We start from the raw sequence: 18,541 nt of genomic DNA, 5'->3' as shown, positions 1-18,541 counted from the left end.
GGAGTTGCTCATGTCATTTATTTTTACCGGCTTGGATTCGGCCGCTGAGGCCGCCGTGATCACCGGTGATCCGGAGCGCGTGGAATACCTGGTGAAAGCGGCCGGCTCGGTGACGAACATGTGGCGGTTGCCTCGTGGGTATGTGTGCGCCGAGGTCGTCGAAAACGATGTGCCCGTGCTGATGTGTTCCCACGGAATAGGCGGTCCGTCCGCGGCGATCGTGGTCGAGGAGCTGAGCCGGTGCGGAATATCCCGGATCGTCCGGGTGGGCACCTGCGGTTCGATGCAGCCCGCGGTGCGCTCCGGCGACCTGGTGATCTCGACCGGCTGCATACGGGACGAGGGAACCAGCCACCAGTATCTCCCCGCGGAGTTCCCGGCCGTTCCGGACTTCTCGGTGCTTGCCGCGCTCATCGCCGCGGCCGAGGAGGAAGGCATTCCGGCGCACGTGGGAATGACCCACTGCAAGGACGCCTACTACGCGGAGAAGCCGGAGGGATTTCCCCTTGCCGACACGTGGCAGAGCCGGTGGGCGGCGTACCGCGCCGCCGGTGTGCTGGCCACGGAAATGGAGGCCGCCACGTTGTTCGCGGTCGCGTCCGTCCGCCGGATCCGGGCCGGCGCGGTATTCGTTCCCGTCGACGACGTGCGTACTCCCGATCGCATGCTGGGCGCCCTGCAGGGCGCCGCCCGGGTCGCCCTGCACGCGGTGCGCTCGCTCGGATGAAACAATCGAACGAAGTGGAGAAACAGGTGTCGACCAATTCTCACCGGCCTATCATCGCGTTCATGAGCGACCTGGGCACCACGGACGATTCGGTCGCCCAGTGCAAGGGTCTGATGCTCAGCATCTGTCCCGACGTCACCATCGTCGACGTGTGCCACACGATGGAGCCGTTCAACGTGCGGGAAGGGGCCCGGTACATCGTCGACCTGCCGCGGTTCTTCCCCGAGGGGACGGTATTCGCGACGACGACCTATCCGGCCACGGGCACCGCGACCCGGTCGGTCGCGTTGCGGATCAAGCATGCCGCCAAGGGTGGCGCCCGCGGGCAGTGGGCCGGTTCGGGGAAGGGCTTCGAACGCAAGGACGAGTCGTACATCTACATCGCTCCCAACAACGGCCTGCTCACCGCCGTGATCGAGGAGCACGGCTACGTCGAGGCCTACGAGGTCAGCTCCACCGACGTGATCCCGGAGGACCCGGAGCCGACCTTCTACAGCCGGGAGATGGTGGCAATCCCGTCGGCCCACCTCGCCGCCGGCTACCCGCTCGACAAGGTCGGCCGGCGACTCGCGGACTCCGAGATCGTCCGGTTCGAACGTCCCCGCCCGGTGCTGACCGAGCGTGGGCTCCTCGAGGGCGTCGTGACGGCCATCGACCATCCCTTCGGGAACGTGTGGACCAACATCCACCGCACGGACGTCGAGCACGCGGGTATCCAGTACGGCACCAAGCTGAGGATCGTGCTGGACGGCGTGCTGCCGTTCGAGCTGTCGCTGAGCCAGACCTTCGCCGAGGCCGGCGCGATCGGCAATCCGGTCGCCTACCTGAACAGCCGCGGCTACCTGTCCCTTGCCCGCAACGCCGCCAGCCTCGCCTATCCCTACAACCTCCGAGAAGGGATCTCGGTCACGGTGGAGCGCCGGTAGTCGGCGACCGTCGCAAGCGAACGGTCGGCGAAGTCCTCGGCCACGCCGACCGCCGCCGCCGCGACGGCGGCCAGGCCGAGCGCCACGGTTGCCGCGGGGCGTGATCGCACGGCGAGCACCCGGGCCAGGATCGTGCCGAGCAGCGCGCCGGTTACGCCCAGCCGGCTCAGCACCCCGGTGAGCGCCAACGATCCGAGCGCCTCCTCGACATGACCGCGCAGCCCCAACCGCGAGACGTCGCGGTAGCTCCTGCGCTTGACGTAGGGCACCGCGCTCATCCGCAGACCGAGCGCGGCCATCACGGCGCCGACGTTGCCCTTGGTGAAGGCCAGACCGCCCAGCCGTCCGGCCACATCCCGGCGGGTCACGAAGAACGAGCCCGCCCCACGCGGGATGGGCCGGCGGCTGAGCCGGGACTGCAGAAAGTAGAACACCGCCTGGCCGACGAGAAGTCGCAGCGGGTCGTCGCGCTCGGCGGTCGACGTGACCCCGAACACGGCGGCCACCTCGGGTCCGCACCGCTCGAGCTCGGCCACGATGCGGGGCACCACCTCGGGTGGCGTCTGCAGATCGGCGTCCAGCACGACGATCAACTCGCCGCGGGCATGCCGCAGCCCCGCCTTGCACGCGGCGGGCTTGCCGCGGTTGGGGTGCAGCCGCACGCAGCGCAGGTTCGGCCGCGCCGCCCGCAGGTCCGCCAGGATCTCCGGTGTGGCGTCGACGCTGCCGTCGTCGACCGCGAGCACCTCGAACGGCCGTCCCATGCCGATCCCGACCTCGGTCACCCTGGCGATCGCCGTGCGGACGATGGCTTCCTCGTTGTACATCGGGATCACGAAGCTCAGCGCGACCGAACCGCGTGCGGTAGACATGTCCGCTCCCTCGAGTCACCTGAAGACGACGACCCTGCGCAGGATGAAGTTCCACATCATGGCGACGGCGACGGCCACCACCTTCGCGGCCATGAGCCCGACGCCGACGCGTGCGTAGAGCAGCCAGACGACTCCCTCGTGGGTCAGCAACCCGACCCCGCTGACGGCGAGGAACTCGGGAATCACCCGGTGGTGGCCGCGGTTGAGCTCGAAGATCCACCGGACGCAGCCCGCGTAGTTGACGGCGCTGCCGACGACGAAGGCGATCCCGACGGCCGGCAGGTAGTGGACGTCGAGCCGGTAGGCGAGCAGGTAGACCAGGCCGGTGTCCACGATCGCCGCGATCCCGCCAACGTACAGGTAGCGGACCAGCTGAACGCCGAAACTGTTGGTGCGCCGGCGAAACAGCGTGTCCAGAAAGCCCGCCATGCGAACTCCCCGGCTACCGGGCGTCGGTGCACGTCCGGCCGAGCGCCGAATACCGCCAGCCGGCGGCCCGCCAGCGCTCCGGATCCAACGCGTTGCGGCCGTCGATCACGTTGCGCCGGGCAACCACCTCGCCGAGCGGTTCCGGGTCCAGGGCCCCGAACTGGGGCCACTCGGTCAGCAGCAGCAGGGCATCCGCGCCGCGCGCCGCGTCGTCGACCGTGTCGCGGTAGCCGAGCTCGGGGTGCGCCGCGCGGGCGTTGTCGAGCGCGATCGGGTCGTAGACCGTGACCCGGCCGCCCTGCGCGTGGATCGCCGCGGCCACGGCCAGCGCCGGTGAGTCCCGCACGTCGTCGGAGTTCGGCTTGAACGCCGCGCCGAGCACGCCGACCGCCCGGCCCCGCAACGACCCGCCGAGGACGGTCCTGGCCACGGCCACCAGGCGCGCGCGTTGCCGGGTGTTGATCGCATCGACCTCACGCAGGAACGTCACCGCACGACCGACGCCGAGCTCCTCGGCCCTCGCCAGGAACGCCCGAATGTCCTTGGGCAGGCAGCTCCCGCCGAACCCGATGCCCGGACCCAGGTAGGCGGCGCCGATCCGGCCATCAAGGGCCAGCGCCGCGGCGAGCAGCTCGACGTCGGCGTTCGCCGCCTCGCAGACCTCGGACATCGCGTTGATGAACGAGATCTTGGTGGCCAGAAACGAGTTCGCCGCGATCTTCACCAGCTCCGCGGTCTGGTAGTCCGTCACGAGGAACGGCACCCCGTCGGCGATCAGCGGAGCGTAGATCTCGCGCAGCGTCTTCTCCGCCCGTTCGGAGCGCACGCCGGCCACCAGCCGGTCGGGGCACAGCGTGTCCTCGACGGCGAATCCCTCCCGGAGGAACTCGGGATTCCAGGCCAGCTCCGCGTCCTCGCCCACGGGCGCCAGCGCGGCCACCCGGCGCGCCAACCGGTCCGCCGTGCCCACCGGAACCGTCGACTTCCCGACGACGAGGCAACTTCGCCGCAGGCGCGGCGCGAGGGCCTCGATGGCGCCGTCGACCGCACTGAGGTCGGCCGCATGACCGCCGGCCTGCTGCGGCGTGCCGACGCACAGGAAATGAACGTCGCCGAGCTCGGCGGCCGCGTCGTAGCTGGTGGTGAACTCCAGCCGGCCGTTGGCCACATTGCGGCGTAATCGCTGCTCCAGGTCCGGCTCGTACATCCACAGCTGGCCGGCGGACAGCCGGGCGATCTTCTCGGCGTCGATGTCGACGCCGAGCACCCGGAAGCCCAGCTCGGCCATGCACACCGCGTGGGTCGTGCCGAGGTAGCCGGTGCCGATGACGGTCAGGATGGCGCGATCGCCGGCGGCGTCAAGCATTCTTCACCAGCCCCGTCTGGGTGATCAGCGAGGACTCCTGGTAGTCGTAGTCGCTGTTGATGTTCCAGAGATCCTGCTTGGGGGCGCCGTCGATGATGTTGTTGGCCGCCAGGATGCCCATGAGAATGCTGTGGTCCTGGTTGTTGTACTTGAAGGCGCCATAGCGGCCGATGACCTGAAGATTGTCGTAGCCCCGCAGGAAATCCTCGACGATGGCCAGGTCCTGCCGGTAATCGCGACGGTAGACCGGGTAGCAGCGGGGGACGCGGACGACCGCACCGTCCTTGATCTGCGCCGCCTCGACCAGCCCGGTCTTCACGATCTCCAACTTGGCCAGCTCGATATGGCGCTCGTCGGCCCAGTGCCAGCAGTCGTCGCCGTCGAAACTCCAGTACTCCATCGCCAGGATGGTTTCCTTGCGGCCCCGGTTGATGGTCGGCACCCAGTTGCGGAAGTTGGTGATCCGCCCGGTCCGCAGCTCGGTGCTGTGCACGTAGATCCAGTTGTCCGGGAATATCCGGTCCGCGTCGACCAGGAGGTAGACCAGCAGCGTGTTGCGGAACTCCAGCGACCGGCCGGCGGCGGCCACCTCAGGTGGCACGTCGGCGAAGCGGTCGACGAGCAGCGTCAGCGGCATCGAGGAGATGACCTCGTCGTATTCACAGACCTCGCCGGAGGCGAGCCTGACTCCGGTCACCGTCGTGCCGGACGTGACGAGGGAATGGACCGGAGTCCGCAGGTGCACGGTGCCGCCCTGCGCCTCGACGTGGTCGCGCATCCGCTCGTAGATCTGCCCGCTGCCGTGACTGGGGTAGGCGAACTGGTCGACCAGGGTCTTGTGGTCGTGCCGGGTCCCTGGCAGGACGGCGTGCTTGACCGCTTCCCACAGCGAAAGGCCGCCGATCCGCTGGGCCGCGAACTCCGACGACAGCTCCGATCCGGGTATGCCCCACAGCTTTTCGGTGTACGTCTTGAAGAAATGCCCGTACAGCCGCTTCCCGAAACGGGCCGTCACCCAGGACTCGAAGGTGTCGCCCAAGTCGCGACCGCCGGGCTTCAGCCGCCACCAGACGTAGCTGGCGACGCACAGCGCCGACTCGGCGACCCCGAGGTTCCGGAGGACGTTCCCGACCTGGATCGGGTATCGGTAGAACTTGTTTCGGAAGAATATCCGGGTCAGCCGGTCCACCATCTCGTAGTCTTTGCCGGCGAGCTCGAGCCACAACGCGTTCACTCTGGCGTCGCCGGTGAAGAACCGGTGCGGCCCGATATCGACGATCTGGCCCCACAGCTCAATCGACCGGGCCATGCCGCCGACCTGCGCCGACGCCTCGTAGAGGTGTACCGGGACGCCATTCTTTGCCAGTACGTACGACGCCGTCATCCCGGCCGGACCCGCGCCGATAACCGCAACTTCCGTCATATCTTGTCCCCACCCCGAGATCGATGATGCAGGTTAACTTGCGGGTCCGGATGTCGACAACACCGGCCACCTTGCGTGCGAGTCGAACGGCGCCGCATGATTGACGTATGGCAATTCCGTCGCGCTCGTTTCGCCGTGCCGTGGTGACCGGTGGCGCCGGGTTCCTCGGCTCACATCTGTGTGCGCGCCTGCTGGCCGGCGGGGTCGACGTGGTCTGTGTGGACAATCTGGTGACCGGCTCGACGGCCAACGTGCGACGGCTCGCGGAGCACTCGGGCTTTCAATTGGTCGACCAGGATGTCGTCGCTTCCATCGATATCGAAGGACCGGTCGACCTGGTCCTCCACTTCGCCTCACCGGCGTCTCCACCGGATTACCTGCGACACCCCATCGACACTCTGCTGGTCGGAAGCCAGGGCACGGTGAACGCGCTGACCCTCGCCCGGGAGAAGGCCGCCAGGTTCGTTCTGGCGTCCACGTCCGAGGTGTACGGAGATCCGCTCGAGCATCCGCAACGGGAGACCTACTGGGGAAACGTGAATCCCGTCGGTCCGCGGAGCGTCTACGACGAGGCCAAGCGCTTCGCCGAGGCGCTCACCGTCGCCAACCGGAAAACCTACGGCGTGGACACGGCCATCGTCCGGATCTTCAACACGTACGGCCCGTGGATGCGGACCGACGACGGCCGGGCGGTTCCCACGTTCATCCGCCAGGCCCTGCGCGGCGAACCGATCACGGTGACCGGCGACGGCCGGCATACCCGGTCCCTCTGCTACGTCGACGACACGGTGGCCGGCATTCTCGCCCTTGCCGAGAGCCCGCATCCGGGACCGGTGAACATCGGCAGCCCGGACGAGCTGTCCATTCTCGACCTGGCCAGCAGAATTCGCGACCTGACCGGGTCGTCGTCCGGCATCGAGTTCGTCGACCGGCCCGTCGACGATCCGAACGTGCGCCGGCCGGACATTTCCCTGGCCCATTCACTGCTGGGCTGGAAACCGGAGACGAGCCTGACCCAGGGCCTAGAGCGCACCATTTCGTGGTTCGCCGAGCGGTTGTTCAACCGTTCGAGCTGACGGGTTGCACGTTCCCGGTTCGCACGCGATCCTTCACTTTCGCGGCGAACTGCAGCCACGCCTCCCCGCATGCGCCGGCCAGATCCGCCACCACGTGCGCGCAGTGCGGGGGGATCGCGTCGAGGAAGCTCTCGCAGGCGTCCGGGCTGAGCGTGTGCAGATCGAGGCGGCGCAGCAAGGAGCGGCCCGCCTCGGTGAACCGCAGCGACGGGTCCCGCTGCAGGGTTCGCAGGGCGGACAGCCGGTCCGCGGGCGCGAGTTGCCGGTTCCGCGGGTCGGCCGGGCCTTCGGTGGGTTGCGGTCGCGGCGCCTGGCCATCCGCCTGGCGCGGCGCCACGCTGTCCGGGATCGGGCTCTGCCCGCGGCGCATCCGCTCGCGGACGTCCCGGGCGGTGCCCACCGAGATCCCGGCCGCCCTGGCCACCTCACGGAGCGAGGCGTCGGGACGTTCGGCGATCACCTCGCTGGCCCGCCGCCGCCCCTCGGCGCCGTTGAGCGGCCGGACCTTGCCGTCCTTGCCCACCCGGATGGTCGACAGCGCCAGCTGCTGCGGATGGCGCCGGCGGAGGGCGCCGATCGTGGTCGCGGCCAGACCGACGATCTCGGCGATGACCCGGTCGGCCCACTCGGGATGGACGGTGGCGATACGGATCGCGGCCGCCTCCCGATCGGCGAGCGACAGCGGCAACCCGTGCGTGGTGTTCGCCCGGACCGCCAGCAGGAACGCGTCGTGCTCGCTCCCCTCGAAATACTGCACCTCGATATCGCGGGCGCCGCGCAGGATCGCGGCCTCCAGCCGGTGCATCCCGTCGATGACGCGCATGGTCTCGCGGTGCACAAGAATGGGCGGCAGCCCGATCGCTATTTGCGCGAGCAACCCGACATGGGTGGTGTCCTGCCCGGCCAAACGGGGAGAATCGGCGGGCAGCAGCCGATCGACGGGCACTGTTTCCCGTGTTCGTACCTCATGAACCATGCTCTTCAGTCCCCCTGCTGTCGCGACCGGTACGGTGTGATCCAGGACTAATGAAGGCCGTCCGAACCGCATAATCGGACTTCTGGCATGGTTGCTCTCCCCAGACGTACGCGACCCCGGATCGCCGACAAACCGGATTCAAGGGCGCACTTTCCTGCCTAGCCGACGCAGCCTATCGCGTAAACCATCGGCGCCGCCGGCAGCTCCGGCGCATAATTGACCATTCATCGGCCAGCCCCCGACCCAACCTCGAGCGGCAGGTTTGGTCCGCATGCCCCATCATCAACCCTGTACCCCACTACAGCGTCAACAACCAGGCGCGGCATGGGGGCTTTCCGGTCAGGTGGGGTAGGTGGTGATCTCGGTGGCCTTGACGGTTGCCCACAGCGGGGTGCCGGGGACCAGGTGCAGTTCGGCGATCACGGCGGGGGTGACGTCGGCGAGGACGGGTGGGGTGCCGTCGAGGCGGACCCGGACGGTGTGGGCGTGCTGCTCGACGTGGGCGACGGTGACCGGCCAGCTGTTGCGCGGGCTGCCGGCGGGTTGCTCGGGGTGCAGGCTGACCGCGGTCGGCGGGAAGGCCAGGTAGACCGGGCCGGTGGCGGGTTCGGCGATGGTGAGCCCGCCACCGTCGCGCAGGGCGACCGCGGTGCCGGTGGCGGTGCCGCGGTAGAGGTTGAGGCCGACGAGCTGGGCGACGTAGTCGGTGCGTGGCTGCCGGGCCACCGCGGCCGGTGGTCCTTTTTGGACGATCGTGCCGTGCTCGATGATCACGAGTTGGTCGGCGAGGACCATGGCGTCGAGCGGGTCGTGGGTGACCAGCACGGTGTGGCCGGGGTAGTCGTCGAGGTGGCGGCCGAGCTCGGAGCGGATCTGCACGCGGGTGCTGGCGTCAAGGGCGGCCAGCGGCTCGTCGAGCAGCAGCGCGTCGGGATCGGTGGCCAGCGCCCTGGCCAGCGCGACGCGTTGGGCCTGGCCGCCGGACAGCGCCCCGGGTCGGGTCTGGGTGTGCTCGGCGAGGCCGACCTTGTCCAGCCACTGCCGCGCTGCGGCCCGGGCGGCCTTTCGGTCGACGCCGCGGGCCCGCAGTCCAAATGCGACATTCTCCAAGGCGGACATGTGTTGGAACAGCAGGTAGTCCTGGAACATCACGCCGGCGCTGCGGGCCTGAGCCGGCACGAACACGCCCGGCGGTTCGTCCCAGACCAGCTCGTCGAGCCGAATGTGCCCACCGGACAACGGAAGCAGCCCGGCCAGCGCACGCAGCGCCGTGGTCTTGCCGGCGCCGTTCGGGCCGAGCAGCGCGACCACCTCGCCGGGCGAGACCGACAGGTCCAACTCCACCCGGAACCCGGAGTCCCGGGCGATCATCAGCTCGGCCTTGAGGGTCATGCCGCGCCGCCGATCCACCGGTCCCGCAGGCTCACGAGCACCACGATGGACAGGATCAGCAGGACGATGGACAGCACGATCGCCGCTCCCGGATCGGTTTCCAGCGCCAGGTAGACCGCCAGCGGCATCGTGGTCGTCCTGCCCGGGAAGTTGCCGGCGAAGGTGATCGTCGCGCCGAACTCGCCGAGCGCGCGGGCCCAGCACAGCACCGTGCCGGCCACCACCCCCGGCGCGATGGCCGGCAACGTCACCCGCCGGAAGATCAACCACCGCGACGCCCCCAGCGTCGCGGCGGCCTCTTCGAACCGCGGATCGGCCCCGCGCAACGCCCCCTCCACCGCGATCACCAGAAACGGCATCGCCACGAAGGCTTCCGCCACCACCACACCCGCGGTGGTGAACGGCAGCGAGATGCCGAACCAGGCGTCGAGGTACTGCCCGACCAGGCCGCGCCGGCCCAGCACCAGCAGCAGGGCGACGCCGCCGACCACCGGCGGCAACACCAGCGGCACGGTCACCAGCGCGCGCAGCACCCCGCGGCCGGGCAGGTCGCCGCGGGCCAGCTGCCAGGCCAGCGGAACACCGAGCACCAGGCAGATCACCGTGGCCAGGCTGGCGCACACCAACGACAACGTCAGCGCCTGCCCGACCTCCTCGCTGAACAGCTGACCGAGCAGCGTGGTCCATGGGGCGCGGACCAGCAGCCCGGCCAGCGGCACCACCAGGAACGCCAACCCGAGCACCGCGGGCAACACCAGGACCACCGGCGGCCGGCCGCGTGCCCGCGTCGTGCGGCGCCGGGTCGCGGCCCGGGTCACGGACCGTCGAAGCCGGCCGCGCCGAGCACCGCACGTCCCTTGTCGGACAGCACGAAGTCGACGAACGCCTTGGCGCCGGCGGCGTTCGGGGCCTTGGCCAAGGTGGCGATCGGGTAGTCGTTGACCGCCTGGTCGGCCTCCGGGAACGCGATGCCCTCGACCTTGCCGCCGGCGGCCTTGACATCGGTGCGATACACCAGCGCGGCGTCGACCTCGCCGAGGGAAACCTTGGTCAGCACGGCCTTGACGTCCTGCTCCAAGGTGTCCGGCGCGGCGGTGACCCCGGCGGCCTGCAGCGCCTTCCTGGCCGCCGCGCCGCACGGGACCTGCTCGGCGCACAGCGCGATCTTGAGGTCCTGCTTGGCGAGGTCGGCCAGCCCGGTCACCTTGCCGGGGTTGCCCGCGGGGACGGCGATCTGCAGCTTGTTCCGCACGAACGTCTTCGGGCTGCCGGACACGCCGCCGGCGTCGCTGACCTGCTTCATGTTGGCCGGCGCGGCCGAGGCGAACACGTCGGCCGGGGCTCCGGAGTTGATCTGCTGGGCCAGCGCCGAGCTGCCACCGAAGTTGAACGTGACCTTGGCGCCCGGGTTGGCCGCCTCGAAGTCCTTGCCCAGCCGGGTGAACGTCTCGGTCAGCGACGACGCGGCAAACACGGTGATGTCGCCGGTGACCGCCGCCGGGCCGCCCGGTGTGCCGGTCCGCGAGGCTGCCGGGGCGTCGTTCGACCCGCAGGCCACCAGGGTCAGGGCAGCCGCGGCGGCCAGCGCGGACGAACGGCTCGAGCGGGACATTCACGCCTCCGGTATCTCGACGACGACGTTGGTGGACTTGATCGAGGCGACCGCGACACTGCCCACCTCCAGGCCGAGCTCATCGGCCGCCTCCCGGCTCATCAGCGACACGATCCGAAACGGCCCGGCCTGCATCTCGACCTGGGCCATCACCCGATCCTTGACCACACCGGTGACGATCCCCCGGAACCGATTGCGCGCCGAGGCGGCCACCGTGGTGCCCCGCTCCGGTGCGTCGGCCATCCGCCGGACGAACGCGGCCAGCTCGTGTCCCTCGATCGCCTTGCGCCCGTGGTCCCCCGGCACCACCGGCAGCCGTCCCTGATCGACCCATCGCCGCAGCGTGTCGTCGCTGACCCCGAGCAGCGCGGCCGCCTCGCTGATCCGCAGCTTCGGCATGACAGGCAGTCTAGCCACGCAAACACGGATCTCAATCGCCAACCGCGATCACGTGTCCAATCGTGACCCTCAACCGTAGACGAGGGATGAGATCCGGATTCGGAGGAGAGTTCGCGGATATCCGATCGCACCGTCCGTCAGCGGCTGTTGCGGCTGTGCCGCGACGGCACGCCACCGTCCGGCCCTAGGCGTCCCGGTATCGGTCGCGGACCTCGGGGAGTTGCTGGAAGCCGGCCGACGTGTAGGTGGCGACGGCGCCGGCATTGCGGCTCGGGGTGCAGACGATCGCGCTCGACGAGCCCAGCTGCTGGAGTGCGGCCGCCGCGGCGAGGGTGATCGCCGTGCCGTGGCCGTGACCGCGATGGTCGCGGTGGACGCCCATCGGCTCGAGCAACCCGGGCCTTCCCGGACCGGCCGACCACACCGTCACCGCCGCCACCGCGGTGCCCGCCTCGTCGTAGGCGACCAGGCACCGGGCGTCGGCGTAGGGCACTCCGGCCGCCATCGCCTGCCAGCGCTCGTCGGTGAACGTCGAGGAGTCGAACGATGCCCGCTGCACCGCGGTCCGCACCTGCGCCTGCCGCGGCCCGATCACCTCGATCCGCACGCCCGGGTCCGGCACCGGCTGCGTGAGGTCGCGGCGCAGCGGCGTCCACGGCTCGTCGGGTTTCCAGCCGACCTCCGACAGCAGGGTCTGGACCAGCGCGCCCTGTGGCGCCTCGACGGACACCTTCCCCGCGGGCAGTACGCCGCGCGCCGGCTCGGTCACGTCGTCGACCAGCCGCCGCGCCAGCTCCTCGTCCCGCACGGCGTCCGGCGCGATCGTCAGCCGCAACAGCTCGGGTTCATCCAGCAGCCCGACGGCCAGAATCCGCCCGCCCCGGCGCCAGGTCCGCACCGCCGCGGCCGTCGCCTGCGCACCGAACCGCCAGAACCAGCCCAGGTCCCCCGGATGCAGTTGCATCGGCGCCCCGTCGTACTGCCACTCCCGCAGCACGGCCACGGCTTCGCTCAGCCCGCCGACACCCGGCGTGTCCAACACGACCGCCATACCCCCGATCACACACCACCGCGCGGTCAGGTGGGTGGGTCGGGGTGGGGGTATTCGTGGATGAGGGCGCGGATGTCGTCGACGGGTTCGTCGGTCGCGGCCCACTTGGCGCGGATTCGGTCGAGGTAGGAGCGGACGGTGGGGATGGCGATGCCGAGGCGGCGGGCGGTGGCGGCCAGGGTGCTGCCGGTGCCGTAGAGGTAGAGGACGTGCAGCTCCTGGGGGGACAGTTCGGGTGGGTCGTCGTTGATGAGGGTCATGAGCTCGGTGGTCAGCGCCAGGTGTCCGGAGTGGACGGTGCCGATGGCGCCGGCGAGCTTGTCGGCGTCGTCGTCCTTGATGAGGTAGCCGGAGGCGCCGGCGCGGATGGTGGCGCGGACGTGGCGGCGGTCGCCGTGCACCGAGATGACCAGGACGGCGGCGCCGGTGGCGCGCAGGGCGGCGACGTTGGCGGCCGGGTGGGTGCCGTCCTCCAACCGCAGGTCGAGCAGGACGACATCGGCGGCGGGGCCGGCGGCCTGCGCGGCGAGGTAGTCGGTGACGGTGGTGGCGGTGTGGAGGAGGGTGATGTCGGTGGTACCGGCGAGCAGGGCGCGCAGGCCGGCCGGGACGAGCTTGTCGTTGTCGATGACGGCGACGCGGATCATGCCGGCCATCGCAGGTCGATGCGGGTGCCCTCGCCCGGGTGACTGTCCACTGTGGCCGCTCCGCCGATCTCGGTCATCCGCTCGATGATCGAGTGCCGGATGCCGTAGCCGAGCTCGGTGGTGGCCGGGTCGAATCCCTTGCCCTGGTCGACGATCGCCACGGTCACCGCCGTGCCACCGTCCCCACTGGTCATGGCGGTGAGCCGGGCGCGGGAGGTGCCGGCGTGCGCGGCGACGTTGCTCAACGCTTCGGCGCTGGCCCGGCACAGGGCCGTGACGACCTCGGCGGGCAGATCGTCTGGCAGGTTGGCGAAGTGGTACTCCACGCGCAACCCCAGGGCGGCGCTTTCACCGCCGGCTTCCATCAACGCCAGGGACAGATCGGTGAGGGTGCCACCGGTTTCGTCGGGCGCGGCGCCACGCAGGATGTTGACGCTGACCGCGCAGTGCCGGCGTACCACCGGGTCGGGGTGGGCGGCGGGGCCAGGACCGGCGATCACGGTCAGGATGCGCAGGGGGCCGTCGTGCAGGTCGCGGTAGCGGCGGACCTGCTCGCGGAAGTGCCGGGTGCGTTCCTCGGTGTGCGCGCGTTGGGCGGCGAGCCGTTCCCGGGCCGTGATCACCTGCGCGGTGGCGACGTCCACCTGGTGAGCCGCCCGCCGTAGTCGCTGGATGAACACCAGGCTGCAGGTGGCGGTGCCGACCTGCCAGCCGATCGTGCTGACCAGCGAGGCGATGTCCGCGCCGCCGTCGGACAGCGGCGCCTGCGCGATGACGTAGGCGACGGCCAGCGCGCTGCAGCCGGCCGCGGTGGCCCGGGCCGAACCGCTGATCAGCGCCACGGCCACCGCGACGCTGACCGTGATCGGCTCCAGGTACGAATTGGAGACATTCGACAAAATCGGGTTGGACACCGCAAGCGGCAGCACGATCATCGTGCCGGCGGTGACGATGACGTCGGCGACCAGTACCCCAGCGGGCACCGCCGGGTGGCGCAGCACCAGGGTGATCAGCACCGCGCTCCAGCCGACCAGCACCGCGTACACGGCGCCGGCCAACGGAATCCGGGTGTAGGCGTGACTGTGCACGGCGCCGACGACGCTCACCGCGACCATGGCCAAAGTAGCCAGCCGGGACAGCACCACCACCGCGGCCACGATCCCGCGTACCTGCCGATGCAGGCCCGCCGTGGCTTCAGGGACGGCTGATTCGTCGGCCGCACGCCTCGGCATCTCCCGGTCCTGCTCGAACTGCGTGCGCACCCGGTCCAGCTTGGCACCAACCCCACCAACGCGTCCATGTCGCACCTGTGCGGCATGGACCGGCCGGGACCGGTCGCGCCACGATCGAGGCGGAAGCGTCAGCCGCAACCCGGCGTCGGCCGGATCATGCGGGTCAGGCCGGGGGTTCCTGCCCGGCGCGGCGATCACCCGGTGATCCGCGGCCCTGCTCGCCTGCTGGCCGCACGAGGTCGGGGATTCCAGTGAGAGGAACATCGATGTACCTTCCCTCGCCCAGAAAGCGTGCTCCTGCCCCGGCATGTCACCGGCCTCCTCGGCTGCTGTCCGCCATGACGGTCGGCGTCGTGGCCGCGGGCGCGGCACTGGGGTTGGTGCCGTCGGCAGCGGCCGACCCGCAGGCGGGTCCGGGCACGACGCTGGTGGTCGACGTCGTCGGCGACTCGTACATGGCCGGTGCCGACATCTCCGACGCCTACTTCGACCCCGCCGATCGACGGCACCGCTCCCGGCTCGCCCCGGCGTTGCAGGCGCTCTCGCGGGTTGCGAGCGAGAAACCCGGCCTGCGGGTGGACGCCAACGTCGTGGCCGCGGCCGGCGCGGTGACCGCGGACTTCTTTACGCGCAGAAGGGTCCGGACGGGCAGGGCGGCGAGACGATCCTCAATTCCGCCCAGCACGACCAGATCCGGCGCAACGCCCAGATCGTCATCGTCGGTTTCGGCGGCAACGACGCCGACCTCGGCCGGGTGCTCACGGTCGCCAAACCGTCCAACACCACCAAGCCCGGCGATCTTGACACCGCGATCGCGAAGTTGGGCGGCCTGCTGGACGTCAACGCGCCCGACCAGGTATTCCTCGACCAGGCAACGACATCGGAGTTCGGCCGGGCGCCGACGCTGGTCGCGCGGATCCTGCAGGTGCTGGCCGGGATCGCCGAGCGGGCGCCCGGCGCGCGGATCGTCGTCACGAGCTATCCGGTGTCGATCGACGTGCGAAACCCGCACACCGCGGCCCTGATCAACCAGCGGGATCTCGCCACCCTGCAGAAGTTCCTGCTCGACCTGAACGAGGCGATCAGCCGGGCCGTGCGGATCTGCCGGTGCGCAAACCTGGTGGACATGTCCAAGGCCGTCGCCGGACACGAGGCGTACACCAGCGACTCGGTCTTCAACGAGCAGGCCACCGACAAGCCGCAGCGCGACCCGCTCCAGCCCAACCACAAGGGCGCGGCTCTGCTGGCCAACCCGATCGCGGATGATCTCGCCAAGCTGCTCGGAATCCGGCCGCCCGCGGCGAGCGACGGCACGGTCACGATTCCCCGGAACATCAACGCCCGTCCCGGGGTGACGGACCGGGATGGTGACCTCGTGCCCGACGTTCAGGACGCGGCACCCACCGACCCGACCCGCTCCGGGGAAGCGGCCAGGCAGGGCGACCCACCGAAGCCCGGAGGGGCGAAGAGCGATCACGGCAAGCACGGCCATGCCAAACCCCACCGGACGCACAAGCCCGCGGTGAGACACAAGGCATCCGGACCCACCGTGCTGGACGCGGTGGCCGCGCTCGTGCCGGCACTCCCGCCAGCCCACGAGGAGAATTCGGCACCGGCCGACGCCAAGCAGAAGCAGGGTGACCAGCAGCAGGATCACCCGAAACCGCAGGATGATCAGCAGTCGCCGCCGCCGGCTCCGAGCCCGGCCAACGAGAAGACGCCGGTTGAGGTGGGCGACGAGTCCACTGTGGATTCGGAGGGCGCCACGGAGCTGCCGTCCCGCCCGTGGCGCGGGCGGGTCTTCCGGGCGAAGGCGCCGGCGGGGGAGAAGCAACGGCCGGGCGGTGACACGCCGGTGGAGTTCATCCCGCCGCCCGCCTCGGCGCCGAAGCGGGAAGCCGGCTTCGAGCGGGCACCGGTGGACAAGAAGGTCGCCGATGCGGACGCGGCGGAACGGAAACCCGAACCCAGCGCCGATCGGAAGGTCGGGTTCGCCGAGTTCACCAAGCCCGGCCCGGCTCCCGCACCCGGTGCGGACGGTGCGGACGGTGCGGGCGGAGAACCGGAGCACGAGCTGTTCTGCATGGCGACCTACTCGCCGCCTCATGGTTGTGGCATCACCGGACAGGGAGGGAGTTCCGAATGAGTGCCGACGACAAGCCCGCCGGCAGCCCCACGAGGGTTCTGCTGACAGCGGTGCGGGACGCCATCAGGGCGTGGCGTCAGGAGGTCCGGCCGAGCCGCCGCGCTCGCCGTTCCGTTCGGCGGGGCGCGACCGCGGCGGCGGCCGTGACGCTGGCCGCGGGAATGGCGACTCCGGCCGGCGCCGCCGTCGGCCCACCCACCGACGACGAGCCGGCCGGTCCGGCACCGCAGGGAGTCCAGGTCGCCCAGGCCGGGCCGTTCCAGCCCGTGACCCCGCCGGGCCCGGGTCCGTTCCCCGGGCCGGCGCGCCCACCCCTCGACCAGGACGTCTTCAGGTCACACAGCTGGTCAAAGGTGCGGGACAGGTACGAGCAGTACCTCCGCGACCAAAACGCGTTGCGGCAGCCGGATCTCCCACCGCTCACCCCGGTGCCACCGGATCTCCCCACGCTCGATCTCTACGGACCGGTGCTCTCCGAGCGGCCGCTGTCCAAGGAGCAGCTCGACGCGCTCGACAATGCGGAGCCCCGGGGCTATGTCAACCAGTACCCGTCATGGCAGCCGGCGAACCCGGCCATCGACCTGGCGCTGGACAAGGCCAGGGTCGACGATGAGCTGGCGCGCAGCTTCCTCGGCTCCCTTGAAGACCAGGCCGCCAAGGACCGTGTGGCGACGTTCAGGGCAATGCTCCACGACGCGCTCGACGCCATCAACAACGCCAAGACGAAGCAGGAGCGCGATTTCGCCATCGGGCTGTTCAACCAGCGCGCGGATGAGTTCAACCGGGCCGAGCTCGCCGAACGGGACGCATTCGGCGGCCACCCGGTCGACGACCGCGGGCGGGTCATCTCCCGGATCGTTCCGCGGGCCATGCAGGACGAGCCCGAACCCGCTCCGCAGATGGACAGTCCCCGCAGCAAGGCCCAGCACGACCCGAACTACGACGAACCCGCGCCGGGAAACGACGATCAACAGCCAACCAGGCCCGGCCCGGTGGACCAGGGCCTGCCGCCGGAGAAGAGTCCCGGCAGCCCCCGCAGCAAGGCGCAGTTCGATCCGACCTACGATGAGCCGTCGGTTGCGCCGCAGATGGATAGCCCGCGTAGTAGGGCGCAGTTCGATCCGACCTACGATGAGCCGTCGGTTGCGCCGCAGATGGATAGTCCGCGTAGTAGGGCGCAGTTCGACCCGACCTACGATGAGCCGTCGGTTGCGCCGCAGATGGACAGCCCGCGCAGCAGGGCGCAGGACAATCCGGACTACGACGAACCGACGTCCCTCGACCCGGACCAGCCTGGCGAACCCGGACTGTCCGACGAACCGGCATCGGACGAACCCGGCCAGGATGGCAACACCGAGTCCGAGTCCGAGACACCCGAGAGCTTCGACGGGGACGGCACCGGCTCCGAGCCCGCAACCGACGACTCCATGGGTTCGGACGGCGCCGGTGGATTCGGCGACTCCGACAACGGCGGTTTCGAAGGCACGATCGGCCCGGGAGACGCCGACAGTTCCGACGGCTTCACCAGTTCCGGCTACTCGGACGGCCTCGGCGACGCCGAGGGCGCAACGGGTTTCGGTGACAGCGAAAGCGACAGCTCCGGTTTCGGGGACGGCGACGGGTCCGGTTTCGGTTCGGATAGCTCCGGTTTCGGCGGGGACGGTTCGGACAGTTCCGGTTTCGGCGGGGACGGTTCGGACAGTTCCGGCTTCGGCGGGGACGGTTCCGACAGCTCCGGCTTCGGCGGTGGGGACGGTTCGGACAGCTCCGGCTTCGGTGGCGGGGACAGCTCAAGTGGTTTCGGGGGCGGCGACAGTTCCAGCTTCGGTGGTTCGAGCGGCAGCTTCGGCAGTAGCGACAGCTCCGGCAGCGACGGCGGATCCACGGGAAGCGGGGACAGCGGCGGTTTCTGACACATGATCCGAGATTGTCCGGGGCCAGTCGAGCTGCCGGCCGCGACCAGCGGCGCCGCACCGGCAGGAGGAGATCCCGGTCAGCGGCGGCCCAGCCGCGGCGACCTGGGATGAGCCGCCTCGCTGGCACCGGACAATCCGGTCAGGTCGAGTGGCGCACGGCAGGACGTGGGAGAGTCCGGCACAAGAGACCATGGCGACACCGCGCCGCCCCCGGGGTCGGCGCGGGTCAACGGCTCGGGTATCCGCCGAGACCTGGACCATGAGCATTTCTGGACGCCCGTGACCTGGGACGATGTGGGGCATGCGAGGATCCCTCGTTCAGGTCAGAGCCGACGCGCCCGTATACCCTGA

General features: G+C 70.2%; 18 protein-coding genes. 5 read left to right on the top strand and 13 right to left on the bottom strand.

Annotated elements, in window-relative coordinates; all coding sequences use genetic code 11:
• The first annotated feature begins 10 nt into the window (after positions 1 to 10).
• Positions 11 to 727: a nucleoside phosphorylase gene (locus VGX25_RS02380; protein WP_326915869.1), complete on the top strand. Its 717-nt coding sequence runs from the start codon at positions 11 to 13 to the stop codon at positions 725 to 727.
• 62 nt (positions 728 to 789) lie between these two features.
• Positions 790 to 1,653 (top strand): adenosyl-fluoride synthase, encoded by an 864-nt coding sequence (locus VGX25_RS02375; RefSeq protein ID WP_326915868.1) that lies wholly within the window; start codon positions 790 to 792, stop codon positions 1,651 to 1,653.
• Here the strand turns inward: VGX25_RS02375 and VGX25_RS02370 are convergent.
• Genes VGX25_RS02370 through VGX25_RS02355 form a run of 4 tightly spaced genes read right to left on the bottom strand, consistent with a single transcriptional unit; the run spans position 1,608 to position 5,743 of the window.
• Entirely contained in the window at positions 1,608 to 2,525 is a 918-nt protein-coding gene (locus VGX25_RS02370) for a glycosyltransferase (RefSeq protein WP_326915867.1), read from the bottom strand. The genes VGX25_RS02375 and VGX25_RS02370 overlap by 46 nt on opposite strands.
• A 15-nt stretch (positions 2,526 to 2,540) precedes the next feature.
• A complete protein-coding gene (locus tag VGX25_RS02365; RefSeq protein WP_326915866.1) occupies positions 2,541 to 2,954 on the bottom strand; it encodes a GtrA family protein in 414 nt (137 codons plus the stop codon).
• Positions 2,955 to 2,967: 13 nt separating this feature from the next.
• Entirely contained in the window at positions 2,968 to 4,320 is a 1,353-nt protein-coding gene (locus VGX25_RS02360) for a UDP-glucose/GDP-mannose dehydrogenase family protein (protein WP_326915865.1), read from the bottom strand.
• A complete protein-coding gene (locus tag VGX25_RS02355) occupies positions 4,313 to 5,743 on the bottom strand; it encodes an FAD-dependent oxidoreductase (RefSeq protein WP_326915863.1) in 1,431 nt (476 codons plus the stop codon). The genes VGX25_RS02360 and VGX25_RS02355 overlap by 8 nt, the downstream gene beginning before the upstream one ends.
• 107 nt (positions 5,744 to 5,850) lie before the next feature.
• Between VGX25_RS02355 and VGX25_RS02350 the strand changes: the two genes are divergently transcribed.
• Positions 5,851 to 6,819: a UDP-glucuronic acid decarboxylase family protein gene (locus VGX25_RS02350; protein ID WP_326915862.1), complete on the top strand. Its 969-nt coding sequence runs from the start codon at positions 5,851 to 5,853 to the stop codon at positions 6,817 to 6,819.
• Here VGX25_RS02350 and VGX25_RS02345 read toward each other — a convergent pair.
• The 9 genes from VGX25_RS02345 to VGX25_RS02305 all read right to left on the bottom strand — a co-directional run bounded on the left by VGX25_RS02345 (position 6,803) and on the right by VGX25_RS02305 (position 14,600).
• On the bottom strand, positions 6,803 to 7,726 hold the full coding sequence (locus tag VGX25_RS02345) for a ParB/RepB/Spo0J family partition protein (RefSeq protein WP_326915861.1): 924 nt from the start codon (positions 7,724 to 7,726) through the stop codon (positions 6,803 to 6,805). The two genes, VGX25_RS02350 and VGX25_RS02345, sit on opposite strands and share 17 nt — an antisense overlap.
• Before the next feature lie 408 nt (positions 7,727 to 8,134).
• A complete protein-coding gene (locus VGX25_RS02340) occupies positions 8,135 to 9,187 on the bottom strand; it encodes an ABC transporter ATP-binding protein (protein WP_326915860.1) in 1,053 nt (350 codons plus the stop codon).
• Positions 9,184 to 10,005 (bottom strand): molybdate ABC transporter permease subunit, encoded by an 822-nt coding sequence (gene modB, locus VGX25_RS02335; RefSeq protein WP_326915859.1) that lies wholly within the window; start codon positions 10,003 to 10,005, stop codon positions 9,184 to 9,186. The genes VGX25_RS02340 and modB overlap by 4 nt, the downstream gene beginning before the upstream one ends.
• The gene (gene modA / locus VGX25_RS02330) at positions 10,002 to 10,799 is read right to left on the bottom strand and encodes a molybdate ABC transporter substrate-binding protein (RefSeq protein WP_326915857.1); all 798 of its coding nucleotides are present in this window, start codon (positions 10,797 to 10,799) and stop codon (positions 10,002 to 10,004) included. The genes modB and modA overlap by 4 nt, the downstream gene beginning before the upstream one ends.
• Positions 10,800 to 11,198, bottom strand: coding sequence for a TOBE domain-containing protein (locus VGX25_RS02325; RefSeq protein WP_326915855.1), 399 nt, complete (start codon positions 11,196 to 11,198; stop codon positions 10,800 to 10,802).
• A 184-nt stretch (positions 11,199 to 11,382) separates the two neighbouring features.
• Positions 11,383 to 12,249: a GNAT family N-acetyltransferase gene (locus tag VGX25_RS02320; RefSeq protein ID WP_326915853.1), complete on the bottom strand. Its 867-nt coding sequence runs from the start codon at positions 12,247 to 12,249 to the stop codon at positions 11,383 to 11,385.
• A gap of 26 nt (positions 12,250 to 12,275) precedes the next feature.
• A complete protein-coding gene (locus VGX25_RS02315) occupies positions 12,276 to 12,896 on the bottom strand; it encodes a response regulator transcription factor (RefSeq protein ID WP_326915851.1) in 621 nt (206 codons plus the stop codon).
• On the bottom strand, positions 12,893 to 14,158 hold the full coding sequence (locus VGX25_RS02310) for a sensor histidine kinase (protein ID WP_326915849.1): 1,266 nt from the start codon (positions 14,156 to 14,158) through the stop codon (positions 12,893 to 12,895). Before VGX25_RS02310 ends, VGX25_RS02315 begins: the two co-directional genes overlap by 4 nt.
• A 280-nt stretch (positions 14,159 to 14,438) precedes the next feature.
• On the bottom strand, positions 14,439 to 14,600 hold the full coding sequence (locus tag VGX25_RS02305) for a hypothetical protein (protein ID WP_326915848.1): 162 nt from the start codon (positions 14,598 to 14,600) through the stop codon (positions 14,439 to 14,441).
• 282 nt (positions 14,601 to 14,882) lie between these two features.
• On the opposite strand from VGX25_RS02305, the gene VGX25_RS02300 reads away from it, so the two are divergent.
• Together VGX25_RS02300 and VGX25_RS02295 are read left to right on the top strand one after the other, a co-directional pair.
• Positions 14,883 to 16,274, top strand: coding sequence for a hypothetical protein (locus tag VGX25_RS02300; RefSeq protein WP_326915847.1), 1,392 nt, complete (start codon positions 14,883 to 14,885; stop codon positions 16,272 to 16,274).
• Between the two features lie 428 nt (positions 16,275 to 16,702).
• Complete coding sequence (locus tag VGX25_RS02295) at positions 16,703 to 18,187, top strand: hypothetical protein (RefSeq protein ID WP_326915846.1); 1,485 nt, start codon at positions 16,703 to 16,705, stop codon at positions 18,185 to 18,187.
• The last annotated feature ends 354 nt before the right edge of the window (positions 18,188 to 18,541 follow it).

The sequence above is a fragment of the Actinophytocola sp. genome, assembly GCF_035942955.1.
GTDB lineage: Bacteria > Actinomycetota > Actinomycetes > Mycobacteriales > Pseudonocardiaceae > DASYTH01.
This window is presented reverse-complemented; position numbering and strand designations above follow the sequence as displayed.

Coding starts and splice junctions, on each gene's coding strand:
- VGX25_RS02380 (WP_326915869.1), top strand. CDS start 11: ATGTCATTTATTTTTACCGGCTTGGATTCGGCCGCTGAGGCCGCCGTG.
- VGX25_RS02375 (WP_326915868.1), top strand. CDS start 790: ATGAGCGACCTGGGCACCACGGACGATTCGGTCGCCCAGTGCAAGGGT.
- VGX25_RS02370 (WP_326915867.1), bottom strand. CDS start 2,525: ATGTCTACCGCACGCGGTTCGGTCGCGCTGAGCTTCGTGATCCCGATG.
- VGX25_RS02365 (WP_326915866.1), bottom strand. CDS start 2,954: ATGGCGGGCTTTCTGGACACGCTGTTTCGCCGGCGCACCAACAGTTTC.
- VGX25_RS02360 (WP_326915865.1), bottom strand. CDS start 4,320: ATGCTTGACGCCGCCGGCGATCGCGCCATCCTGACCGTCATCGGCACC.
- VGX25_RS02355 (WP_326915863.1), bottom strand. CDS start 5,743: ATGACGGAAGTTGCGGTTATCGGCGCGGGTCCGGCCGGGATGACGGCG.
- VGX25_RS02350 (WP_326915862.1), top strand. CDS start 5,851: ATGGCAATTCCGTCGCGCTCGTTTCGCCGTGCCGTGGTGACCGGTGGC.
- VGX25_RS02340 (WP_326915860.1), bottom strand. CDS start 9,187: ATGACCCTCAAGGCCGAGCTGATGATCGCCCGGGACTCCGGGTTCCGG.
- modA (WP_326915857.1), bottom strand. CDS start 10,799: ATGTCCCGCTCGAGCCGTTCGTCCGCGCTGGCCGCCGCGGCTGCCCTG.
- VGX25_RS02325 (WP_326915855.1), bottom strand. CDS start 11,198: ATGCCGAAGCTGCGGATCAGCGAGGCGGCCGCGCTGCTCGGGGTCAGC.
- VGX25_RS02320 (WP_326915853.1), bottom strand. CDS start 12,249: ATGGCGGTCGTGTTGGACACGCCGGGTGTCGGCGGGCTGAGCGAAGCC.
- VGX25_RS02315 (WP_326915851.1), bottom strand. CDS start 12,896: ATGATCCGCGTCGCCGTCATCGACAACGACAAGCTCGTCCCGGCCGGC.
- VGX25_RS02305 (WP_326915848.1), bottom strand. CDS start 14,600: ATGTCGGCACCGGCCATGTACGAGTCGCCGACGACGTCGACCACCAGC.